Origin of the sequence: Proteus sp. G4380 (assembly GCF_963885725.1) — a bacterium.
Classification (GTDB): Bacteria; Pseudomonadota; Gammaproteobacteria; order Enterobacterales; family Enterobacteriaceae; genus Proteus; species Proteus mirabilis.
Genome location: NZ_CAWPAV010000095.1, coordinates 1 through 9,898, shown reverse-complemented (window position 1 = coordinate 9,898; position 9,898 = coordinate 1). Strand labels below are relative to the sequence as shown.

Annotated in this window: 8 protein-coding genes and 1 pseudogene; 2 read left to right on the top strand and 7 right to left on the bottom strand. The window is 43.0% G+C overall.

The genetic code is table 11. The features are described 5' to 3' along the window. A pseudogene (gene tnpA / locus AACU98_RS08425) lies at positions 1–413 on the top strand (IS200/IS605 family transposase); the annotation flags it as partial. Positions 414–544: 131 nt separating this feature from the next. Here the strand turns inward: tnpA and ilvC are convergent. Next, positions 545–2,020 carry a ketol-acid reductoisomerase gene (gene ilvC / locus AACU98_RS08420; RefSeq protein ID WP_012368696.1) on the bottom strand — a complete coding sequence of 492 codons (1,476 nt, stop codon included), beginning with the start codon at positions 2,018–2,020 and terminating at the stop codon, positions 545–547. A 172-nt stretch (positions 2,021–2,192) separates the two neighbouring features. Between ilvC and ilvY the strand changes: the two genes are divergently transcribed. Beyond that, positions 2,193–3,080, top strand: a complete 888-nt coding sequence (ilvY, locus tag AACU98_RS08415; protein ID WP_004246362.1) for an HTH-type transcriptional activator IlvY — start codon at positions 2,193–2,195, stop codon at positions 3,078–3,080. Here the strand turns inward: ilvY and ilvA are convergent. The 6 genes from ilvA to ilvL form a co-directional block, all read right to left on the bottom strand. Beyond that, entirely contained in the window at positions 3,066–4,640 is a 1,575-nt protein-coding gene (ilvA, locus tag AACU98_RS08410) for a threonine ammonia-lyase, biosynthetic (protein WP_004246363.1), read from the bottom strand. The genes ilvY and ilvA overlap by 15 nt on opposite strands. 3 nt (positions 4,641–4,643) lie before the next feature. Further along, positions 4,644–6,494, bottom strand: coding sequence for a dihydroxy-acid dehydratase (ilvD, locus tag AACU98_RS08405; protein WP_004249676.1), 1,851 nt, complete (start codon positions 6,492–6,494; stop codon positions 4,644–4,646). Positions 6,495–6,566: 72 nt separating this feature from the next. Continuing rightward, a complete protein-coding gene (locus AACU98_RS08400; RefSeq protein WP_004246365.1) occupies positions 6,567–7,493 on the bottom strand; it encodes a branched-chain amino acid transaminase in 927 nt (308 codons plus the stop codon). A gap of 10 nt (positions 7,494–7,503) precedes the next feature. Further along, entirely contained in the window at positions 7,504–7,782 is a 279-nt protein-coding gene (ilvM, locus tag AACU98_RS08395) for an acetolactate synthase 2 small subunit (protein WP_004246366.1), read from the bottom strand. After that, positions 7,779–9,428: an acetolactate synthase 2 catalytic subunit gene (gene ilvG / locus AACU98_RS08390; protein ID WP_161735817.1), complete on the bottom strand. Its 1,650-nt coding sequence runs from the start codon at positions 9,426–9,428 to the stop codon at positions 7,779–7,781. The genes ilvM and ilvG overlap by 4 nt, the downstream gene beginning before the upstream one ends. A gap of 129 nt (positions 9,429–9,557) precedes the next feature. Further along, positions 9,558–9,659, bottom strand: a complete 102-nt coding sequence (gene ilvL / locus AACU98_RS08385) for an ilv operon leader peptide (protein WP_017827031.1) — start codon at positions 9,657–9,659, stop codon at positions 9,558–9,560. Between the last annotated feature and the right edge of the window lie 239 nt (positions 9,660–9,898).

Here is a 9,898-nt window from a genome sequence, read left to right as displayed (position 1 = left end):
AGGATGCAATTGAAAAATGGCGAGGCTACTTTGCCAGTGTTTGTGCTGATTTTGATGTTGAACGGGTTGAAATGGATGGGGAGCGGGATCAGGTTCATTTACTGATTAATTACCCGCCAAAACTGGCGATATCTAATCTGGTTAACAGCCTTAAAGGGGTATCGAGCCGATTACTTCGACGTGATCGTCCTGATATTGCCCAACGTGATTACTACAAGGGGGTTCTTTGGTCGCCGAGTTATTTCGCGGGGAGTTGTGGTGGCGCACCAATATCCATTATCTGCCAGTATATTGAGCAACAGGAAACACCTAGTTAGTTAAAAAACCGCGCCTTATATCCCCGACCTGAAGGACGGGGTTTTACGGTGCTTTGGATAAACTTATATTCTGTTTTATCTTTTAAAATATATTAGTACTTATTTTTCTAAGCTATTTGCGTGAGAAGAAGGCGGCAAAGGAGGTTATCCCAAGGAGCATACATTAGTATGTGACTTGGGTAACCGAGTGCAGCCAACGCACTTATCGCGTAAAGAGCGACGAAAAATTAGTTGGCAACAGCAATCTTTTTCATATCCGTCATATACCCTCTTAATTTCTTACCGACAATCTCAATAGGGTGCTGACGAATGGCTTCATTGATATCACGCAATTGAGCATTATCTGTCCCACTATCTGGAACATGCTTCGCTAAATCGCCACTTTGCAACGTCGTCATAAACTCTTTTAACATCGGCACGGCAGCAAAAGAGAACAGATAGTTACCGTATTCCGCGGTATCTGAAATAACCACATTCATTTCATACAGACGTTTACGCGCAATCGTATTCGCGATTAATGGCAATTCATGCAGTGACTCATAATAGGCAGACTCAGCGATAATGCCAGCTTCAATCATTGTATCAAACGCCAGCTCAACACCCGCTTTAACCATCGCAACCATCAATACGCCATGATCAAAATACTCTTGCTCGCTGATTTTACCTTCATATTCAGGATAATTTTCAAATGCGCTTGCACCCGTTTCTTCACGCCATGTCAGCAAGTTTTTATCATCATTTGCCCAATCTGCCATCATGGTTTCAGAGAATTTACCTGAAATAATATCATCCATATGTTTAGCAAACAGTGGTGCCATAATCTCTTTTAATTGCTCTGATAAAGCATAAGCACGCATCTTAGCAGGATTAGATAATCTATCCATCATCAAGGTAATACCACCTTGCTTCAGGGCTTCTGTAATCGTTTCCCAACCAAACTGGATAAGCTTACCTGCATAGCCCGGTTCAACACCTTCAGCAACCATTTTGTCATAACACAGCAGAGAGCCGGCTTGTAACATACCACACAGGATAGTTTGTTCGCCCATCAGGTCTGATTTTACTTCCGCAACAAAAGATGATTCCAACACTCCCGCACGATGTCCACCTGTGGCTGCCGCCCATGCTTTCGCAATGGCCATACCTTCACCTTTAGCATCATTTTCTGGGTGAACAGCAATTAGGGTAGGTACACCAAAACCACGCTTATACTCTTCGCGCACCTCAGTACCTGGACATTTTGGCGCAACCATCACAACGGTAATATCGTCACGAATTTTTTCACCCACTTCAACGATATTAAACCCATGAGAATACCCCAAAGCGGCGCCTGACTTCATCAGTGGTTGAACGGCTTGAACAACGGCGGAGTGCTGTTTATCCGGCGTTAAGTTAACCACTAAATCGGCTTGCGGGATCAATGCTTCATAGGTTCCTACTTCAAAACCATTTTCAGTGGCACGACGCCATGAAGCACGCTTTTCATCAATAGCCTCTTGGCGTAATGCGTAGGCGATATCCAGTCCTGAATCACGCATATTTAAACCTTGGTTTAAACCTTGTGCACCACAGCCAACAATAACGACTTTTTTACCTTTTAGATAATTAGCCTCATCGGCAAATTCGTCACGAGACATAAAGCGACATTTACCCAGTTGCGACAACTGCTGACGCAGATTCAATGTATTAAAATAATTGGCCATGAGCGACTCCCAAATCGTTGTGTATATGTTTGCTATTGTTATCCCCACTCTCGGTGAGGTATTGCATGACTTTACTATAGGGGATGAAAGCCATTGCTTAAATTGATATATTTACAAGATGATGTTGCAATAAATGCAACGTTGTTTTTACTATTTACCTAGGCGGCTGACCATGGATATTCGCGATCTCAAACTCTTCTTACATCTTGCTGAAAGTTGCCATTTCACCAAGACTGCGCAAGCCATGCATGTCAGTCCATCCACGCTTTCACGTCAGATCCAGCGTCTTGAAGAACAACTAGGGCATCCACTTTTTTTGCGTGATAACCGCCAAGTCACACTGACTGATGCAGGGGAGCAACTTAAACGTTATGCTCAACACACCTTATTGCAATATAAGCAACTCAAACATACGCTAAACCAGAACAGTCCTAGCTTATCTGGAGAGCTACGTCTATTTTGTTCAGTCACTGCAGCTTATAGTCACCTTCCGCCGATCCTTGACCGTTTTCGTGCAGAAAATCCCTTAGTCGAGATAAAATTGACTACCGGTGATGCCGCAGATGCTGTGGATAAAGTTATCTCAGATGAAGCCGATTTAGGTATTGCAGGAAAACCAGAGAAGTTGCCTGAAAATATCTGCTTTGAGAAAATAGGCGAGATCCCCTTAGTTCTTATTGCCCCTGCTCTACCGGGTAATGTTCGACACCTTGCTACACAAGAAAAACCGGATTGGCTCAATATTCCCTTTATCATTCCTGAACACGGCCCATCACGACAGCGCATTGCTTTATGGTTTAAACGCCATCGAATTCAAAATCCTCTTATTTATGCCACTGTTTCAGGGCATGAAGCGATTGTTTCAATGGTTGCTCTTGGTTGTGGTATCGCACTTATTCCGCAAGTTGTCGTCGATAACTGCCCTGAGCCGGTACGAAACCGTATCTCTTTGCTCGATAATATATCGCTGGTAGAACCCTTTGAACTTGGCGTTTGTGGTTTACACAAACGCCTTCAAGAGCCTGTGATCAGTGCGTTTTGGCGCCTACTCCACCACTAAGCTGGCTGTTTGTGGTGAAAGAAATAACTGAAAAGACGGATTTCCTGTCTCATCATGATATTCATAACCTAACGCATCTAAATGCCGTTCAAAACGCCCTTCCGTTTCAGGTAACTCAAACGCCACCAGCACACGGCCATAATCAGTACCATGGCTTCGGTAATGAAATAGCGTAATATTCCAGTAAGTCCCTAATGTTTTAAGAAACTTCATTAATGCACCCGGTGCTTCTGGAAACTCAAAGCTAAACAGACGCTCTTTTAATGGCTGATTAGGGCGACCACCGACCATATAACGCACATGCAATTTTGCCATCTCATCATCGGAGAGATCGGAGACTTGATAACCCGCCTCCGTTAGCTGTTGCACGATTTCCTTACGCTCTTGTAGCCCTTGGCTTAAACGCACACCGACAAAAATACGTGCATTTTCTGGATCGGCATCGCTATAACGATAGTTAAATTCAGTAACAACACGTTGTCCTAAAATTTGGCAAAAACGCAAAAAACTACCCTTTTGTTCGGGAATTGTAACGGCAAATAGCGCTTCTCGTTTTTCACCTAGTTCACAACGTTCCGAAACATAACGTAAGCCATGGAAATTGACATTAGCGCCAGAAAGTACGTGGGCTAAACGTTCCCCTTTGATCTGATGCTCCTCAACATATTTTTTTAGCCCTGCTAATGCTAAAGCACCAGAAGGCTCTGCAATAGCGCGTACGTCTTCAAACAGATCTTTTACTGCGGCACAAATTGCATCACTATCAACGGTTATCACATCATCAACATACTTTTGGCATAAACGGAAGGTTTCATCGCCAATACGTTTGACAGCGACACCTTCGGCAAATAATCCAACGCGAGGTAATTCAACAGGATGTCCTGCTTCTAACGCTGCTTTTAAACAAGCAGCATCTTCCGCCTCAACACCAATGATCTTTATTTCAGGCATCAGTTGTTTAATTAATACAGCAACCCCAGCAATTAAACCGCCGCCGCCAACAGGCACAAAAATACGATCAAGATGGACGTCTTGTTGTAACAGCTCCATTGCTAATGTTGCTTGCCCTGCAATCACGGCGGGATGATCAAAAGGAGGCACAAAGGTATATCCCATCTCTTTTGCCAAAGCGATGGCTTTTGCTTTTGCTTCATCAAAGTTAGCCCCATACAACAATGCTTCACCACCAAACTGGCGTACGGCATCCACTTTGATATCCGCCGTTGCAATAGGCATCACAATTAATGCTTTTACGCCCATTCGATTAGCTGATAATGCCACCCCTTGGGCATGATTTCCCGCTGATGCAGTAACCACCCCTTTTGCCTTTTGCTCCGGCGTTAACCCTGCAATCATGTTATAAGCGCCACGCAGTTTAAAGCTATGCACCGGTTGTCGGTCTTCTCGTTTAACTAAAATGGTATTTTCTAAACGCTGAGAAATTTTTGCCATCTCTTGCAAAGGTGTCACGACAGCAGCTTCATAAACAGGCGCACTTAATGCGGCTTTTAAATATTCAGCACTACTGGGTGCTGAAGTTAAAGGTCTAAAGGCTGCCATGAGTTAGCCCCCTAGTTTAGATTTGTCACGTACAGCACCTTTGTCTGCACTGGTTGCTAAAGACGCGTAGGCACGTAAAGCAAAAGAGACTTGGCGCTGCCTATCTTTAGGTGTCCACGCTTTATCTCCACGAGCAAGTTGTGCTTCACGACGGGCTGCTAGTGTTTTCTCATCTACCCGTAAGTTAATTTCGCGATTTGGAATATTGATATCAACAATATCCCCTTCTTCCACTAAACCAATGATCCCACCATTTGCCGCTTCCGGTGAAACGTGTCCGATAGATAACCCCGAGGTTCCACCAGAAAAACGTCCATCCGTGATTAATGCGCACGCTTTGCCTAATCCCATTGATTTTAAATATGAGGTTGGATAGAGCATTTCTTGCATACCGGGCCCCCCTTTCGGGCCTTCATAACGGATAATGACCACATCACCCGCAACGACCTTGCCACCTAAAATTGCCTCTACCGCATCATCTTGGCTTTCGTATACTTTAGCAGGACCACTAAACACTAAATTATCTTCATCCACACCCGCGGTTTTAACAATGCAGCCATCTTGCGCTAAATTACCTGATAACACGGCCAAACCACCATCTTGGCTATAAGCATGCGCTTTACTTCGGATACACCCCTGTTCACGATCGGTATCTAAAGTCGGCCAACGGCAATCTTGTGAAAAAGCTTTTGTGGTACGAATACCTGCGGGACCGGCTTGGTACATTGATTTCACTTGCTCATCTTGGCTTAGCATCACATCATATTGTGCTAATGTTTCAGGCAAACTTAAGCCTAAGATATTATTAACATTGCGATTAAGTAATCCTGCTCTGTCTAATTCACCTAAAATCCCCATCACCCCACCTGCTCGGTGCACATCTTCCATATGATATTTTTGGGTACTTGGTGCCACCTTACATAAATGAGGAACTTGGCGAGAAAGTCTGTCGATATCTTCCATCTTAAAATCAACATCACCTTCTTGCGCGGCAGCTAATAGATGTAAAACGGTATTTGTTGATCCTCCCATGGCGATATCTAAGATCATCGCATTTTCAAATGCTTCTTTTTTAGCGATATTACGTGGTAATGCAGATAGATCATCTTGTTCGTAATAACGTTTAGTTAATTCAACAATACGCTTACCCGCATTAATAAATAATGTTTTACGATCAGCATGGGTTGCTAATAATGAACCATTACCCGGTTGCGATAATCCTAACGCTTCAGTCAAACAATTCATTGAGTTTGCCGTAAACATACCAGAGCATGATCCACATGTAGGGCAAGCAGAACGCTCAATTTGTTCACTATCAGCATCACTGACATTAGGATTAGCCCCTTGGATCATCGCATCAACCAGATCTAACTTGATCAATTGATCAGAAAGCTTGGTTTTACCTGCTTCCATCGGTCCACCAGAAACAAAAATGACTGGGATATTTAAGCGTAAAGACGCCATCAGCATACCCGGTGTGATTTTGTCGCAGTTAGAAATACATACCATGGCATCTGCACAATGTGCATTGACCATATATTCCACAGAATCAGCAATTAACTCACGGGAAGGTAACGAATAAAGCATGCCACCATGTCCCATCGCGATACCGTCATCCACCGCAATAGTATTAAATTCTTTAGCCACACCACCCGCAGCTTCAATTTGCTCTGCAACCAGTTTTCCTAAATCCCGCAAATGCACATGACCGGGTACAAATTGAGTAAATGAATTTACAACTGCGATAATAGGTTTACCAAAATCAGCGTCAGTCATTCCTGTTGCACGCCATAATGCGCGGGCGCCAGCCATGTTGCGACCATGTGTCGTTGTTGCTGAACGGTATTTAGGCATTTTTCACACTCCTGCGATAATAACAGCGAGTAGGGAACGAACTACTCGCTCAATAAATGTATTTAATTATGATTATGGATTGACAGGATCTAACCAGCCGTATTTGTCTTCGGTTTCACCCGTAAACAAACCAAAGAAAGCTTTCTGAATAGCTTTTGTTACTGGACCACAGCGACCAATACCAACTTGAATACCATCAACGCTACGAACTGGTGTAATTTCTGCAGCGGTACCAGACATAAACACTTCATCAGCAAGATAGAGAGATTCTCGAGACAGTACTTGTTCACGAATTTCATAACCGAGATCTTTCGCTAATTTAATAATTGCGTCGCGAGTGATCCCCGGTAGCGCAGATGAGGTAAATGGAGGAGTAAAAATAACGCCATCTTTTACTTCAAATAAGTTCTCACCAGCCCCTTCAGAAAGATAACCATGAACATCTAATGCAATCCCTTCTTGATAACCATGGCGACGAGCTTCACTGCCCACTAACAATGAAGAGAGATAATTACCTCCTGCTTTGGCCGCCGTCGGGATAGTATTAGGTGCTGCTCGATGCCAAGAAGAGACCATCGCATCAATCCCTTTATCTAACGCCTCTTCACCTAAATATGCCCCCCATGGGAATGCAGCAATAATGATATCGGTTTTATAACCTTCTGGTGGATTAACCCCCATTCCGACATCACCAATAAAAACTAAAGGACGAATATAAGCGCTGACTAACTGGTTTTTGCGCAATGTTTCGCGACAAGCTTCCATTAACTCATCAACACTTTGCGCGACAGGCATACGATAAATTTTGGCAGAATCATGCAATCGTTGCATATGCTCACGATGGCGAAAAACGACAGGCCCTTTATGGGAATCGTAGCAACGTACTCCTTCAAATACAGACGTTCCATAATGTAGTGCGTGAGACATGACATGTACTTTTGCCTCAGCCCATGGAACCATTTCACCGTTGAACCAAATATAATCAGCTTGCTTTGTCATTCTTCTATCCTTACATGGCACTAAGTGCACTTATGAATTGTAATTTTTCTTTTTGTTGTTGATGTAAGACCTGAATACCTGCAACATCAGCTAACTTTGTTAACTGGCTACATAAAAGATCAACAGGTCGTTGACTGCTCACAGTCAGAGCTAAATTAATATAGTTACTTTCTGTGATATTCATATTCATTGAGCATATATGAAAACCACGGTGGCGGATAACTCTCAAGATACGTTCTAAGATCTCTGGACAAAAACGGGCTTCAATTGTGATATTGTGTTGGTTCATTTTGATTTCTCCATCATCTCATCATTGCTTGCGCCCGGCGGGACTAAAGGCCAGACATTCTCTGCATCATCGATAGATACCTGTAATAAATAAGGGCCATCACTGGTTAATAAACATTTAATTGCTTCAGCAACCTGTGCTTTTTCTGTAATACGCTGCCCCGGAATATCAAAAGCTTTTGCCAACGCAACAAAATCAGGGTTGTCCGTTAAAATGGTTTCACTATAACGTTGCTCAAAAAACAGCTCTTGCCATTGGCGTACCATACCAAGCCGCTGGTTATCCAATAACACCAATTTAATAGGTAATTGCTTACGTTTAATGGTGCCTAACTCCTGCACATTCATCATAAAAGAGCCGTCACCAGAGACACAGATAACACACGCATCAGGTCTAGCTATTTGCGCACCAATAGCCGCGGGGATACCAAATCCCATCGTGCCTAACCCACTAGAAGTAATAAAATTTTCTGGCGCATCAAATGTCATATGCTGTGCTGACCACATTTGGTGCTGTCCAACATCTGTTGTCACAATGCTATTTTCAGGCTTAGCATCAGATAACTGTTTTAACAACAAAGGAGCATAAATTGCTTCACCGGGATGATCATAGCGCCAAGCATATTCAGCGATTAATTGCTGTACCTCTTCTTGCCATGCCTCAATAGCTAACGGTTGAGATAACTTAGGTAATAACACTTTGGCATCACCTAACAAAGCAATATGGGCTTGTTTTAATTTATTAAGCTCTGCGTAATCGATATCGATATGGATCACTTTTGCATTGGGTGCAAAAGTATTTAAACGACCCGTTACGCGATCATCAAAACGAGCGCCTACAGCAATTAATAAATCACTACGTTGAACGGCATAATTAGCAGCTTTTGTACCATGCATACCCAACATACCTAAATAATTGGCATCAAATGCATTAGCACAACCTAACCCTTTCAATGTCGAAACAACGGGGATTTGCGTCTGTTTTACAAAAGTTCTTAGCGCCTCAACACCTTGGCTCATTGCTACACCGCCCCCAACATACAAAATCGGCTTTTTCGCTTGTGCTAACATCTGCAGAGCCTGCGCGATTTCGTGTTCGGGATAGGGAAACTCTTGCTCTTGTGGCAATGGATAATCAGCTAAATGTGAAGCATCAGCTAATTGCACATCTTTAGTAATATCAATTAACACAGGGCCTGGACGCCCTTGCTTAGCGATCGAAAATGCTTCTGATACGACTCTTGGCAGTTCATTCACATCAGAAACCAGAAAACTATGTTTGGTGCATGCTAAAGAGAGCCCAAGTACATCCACCTCTTGAAAAGCATCTGTCCCGATTAAATTTGAAGCAACTTGCCCTGTGATAGCAACAACAGGCACAGAATCTAACAATGCATCAGCAAGACCTGTGATGACATTAGTAGCGCCTGGGCCTGATGTCGCGATACAGACACCAGTTGTACCGGTAGAACGAGCAAATCCAATAGCAGCGATAGCGGCTCCCTGCTCATGACGACACAAAACATGTTCGACACCGCCATCATAGAGTGCGTCATACACAGGCATAATCGCACCGCCAGGATAACCAAAGACCGTTTCCGCTCGCTGTTTTCGTAATGCTTGAACTAACCACTGTGCTCCATTCATTCTTTCACCCTGCGTCTTAACTTCTTGTTTAATATTAATTTATTTTCTTTTTTATTCTCTTTAAAAACCTTGGCTCAAAAAAAACCCCCGCGCCTTTCGGTGCGGGGGTTTTTCTGAGATCCGGCTAGTTTAGTTAGCCTTTCTTCGTCCTAGTGCAGCCCCGCACAGTGGGTTAATAATCACCACCACGCTGACAATAATTAGGCTAATCACTAGGACGATAGTATTCATAATATTAAAATTCTTTTTCTGTAGTAAAAAATAGTATGTGTTGTGTTCTCTTTCACTCTGTCCTTTTAGAGTTACCATGATATTTTCATGTTGACAATGATTATTTTTAAAATAATTCTAACCACATGAAACATATAGCTATTTTTATCTCTCCGTCACGCACCAGAATATAACACTACTTGATAATTATATTGCAGTGGTTAATACTGAAAGAAAAACCATTAATTTACTATTTGTTC